At 70.5% G+C, this 1,683-nt stretch carries 3 protein-coding genes; all 3 read right to left on the reverse strand.

From position 1 onward, the window contains the following. Positions 1-577: cytochrome c biogenesis protein ResB (locus tag Q4D18_RS11840; RefSeq protein WP_303128666.1), on the reverse strand; the 577-nt coding region annotated here is incomplete at its 3' end. A gap of 12 nt (positions 578-589) precedes the next feature. Then, entirely contained in the window at positions 590-1,378 is a 789-nt protein-coding gene (locus Q4D18_RS11845; RefSeq protein ID WP_303128668.1) for a cytochrome c biogenesis CcdA family protein, read from the reverse strand. Positions 1,379-1,384: 6 nt separating this feature from the next. Then, the coding region (locus Q4D18_RS11850; protein WP_303128671.1) for a TlpA disulfide reductase family protein at positions 1,385-1,683 on the reverse strand (299 nt) is incomplete at its 5' end.

The raw sequence follows: 1,683 nt of genomic DNA on the forward strand, positions 1-1,683 counted from the left end.
CGATGAGGCTCGCGTGGAAGACGAGGTTTCCGAGCTCCTTGACGAGGCCCCGCTCGGCGCCGATGGAGGGACCGCGCCCACCTGCCGCAGGCCGGACGTCCACACGGTAACCGCGCTTGCGCAGCAGGGCTGCGGCCGCGTCAGCCGCCCCGGCGGGCGTCCACCCGTCGCCGGCCTCGAGGGAGCCGTGCTCCGGCAGCCGCTCGAGGCGGGCCGGGGTCTTCGGCGGGGCGGAGCGCCAGTGCCGGTAGTGGACGCGGGCGCGCGGGATGACGCAGCCGATGAGCGAGATGAAGAGGAGGAGGTAGATCGCGGAGAACCACGCGCTGGAGAAGACGTCGAAGAACTGGAGCGCGTCGAGGACCGGGAAGAGGTCCGGGTGGTCCTTCTTGTATTGGGCCACCTTGACGGCGTCCACGGAGCGCTGCGGGAAGATTGAGCCGGGAACCGCGCCGACGGCGAGGAGCAGGAGCAAGAACAGCGCCGTCGACATGGACGTGAGCTGGGTCCAGACGAACCTGAGCCAGCCGAGCGGACCGAGCTTCGGCTGTGCGATGTCGTCAGATGCGTGGGCCATGAGTGAGGTGCCTTAGATCGGGGCCGAGTATTCGGTGCTGAACCAGTTCTGTAACGCGCTCATCCACTCGGTCCAGTGCCCGAGGGCAATGAGGAGGCCGAGAAGGACGAGCAGCGCGCCGCCCGCGAGGGAGATGGCGCGCCGGTGCTTGCGCAGGGCCGCGAGGCGTCCGAGCCCGCGCCGCACGCCGAAGGCGATGAGGACGAACGGGATGCCGAGCCCGAGGCAGTACACGAACGCGAGGAACGCGCCTCGCCAGGGATCGGGGCTCAGGGCGCTGGACATTGCGAGGACCGCGGCCAGCGTGGGCCCGATGCACGGCGCCCACCCGAGCGCGAAGACCGCGCCGAGCAGCGGCGCGCCCACGAGACCGCGCGGCGGCTGCCAGGCCAGCTTGGCCTGGCCCTGGAGCCAGGGGATGAGCCCCATGAAGCCCAGCCCCAGGACCATGACGACGACGCCCAGGACCCGGGTCAGCCACCGCCCGTCACCGTTGATCCAGTAGAACAGCTGGGCGGAGACCGCGCCGGCCAGGACGAACACCACGGAGAAGCCGAGGACGAAGAGGACGACGGCGGGGACCACGCGGGACTTGCGCCCGTTCTCCAGCTCCTCGCCGGACAGGCCGGTGACGTACCCCAAGTACCCGGGGACGAGCGGCAGGACGCACGGCGAGAGGAACGACACGAGCCCCGCAAGGGCCGCCACGGGGATGGCAAGCAGGAGGGGGCCGTCGGCGACCGTCTCAGCGAACGGGTTGGCGGCGGCCAGGGGGGCGAGGGCGCTCAGGGGTTCAGACATGGAGGCTCAGGCGATGTTGTCCTTGATGAGCGTGTCCAGCGTGGACTTGTCTGCGGCGCCGAGGATGCGGGCGGCCACGCGGCCCTCCGGGTCCACGACGACGGTCACGGGCACGGACTTGAGCGGCACGTACTTGGACAGCGCGAGGAGGACCTTGCCTTCGATGTCCCGCACGGACGGGTAGGCGATGCCGAACGCGCGCTCGAACGCCTCCGCCGTCTCCTTCTCGTCCCGAACGTTGGCGCCGAGGAACGCGGCGCCTTTGCCCTTGTACTTGGCGGAGAGCTCCTTGAGCACGGGGGCCT

Origin of the sequence: Micrococcus sp. (assembly GCF_030523875.1) — a bacterium.
Classification (GTDB): Bacteria; Actinomycetota; Actinomycetes; order Actinomycetales; family Micrococcaceae; genus Micrococcus.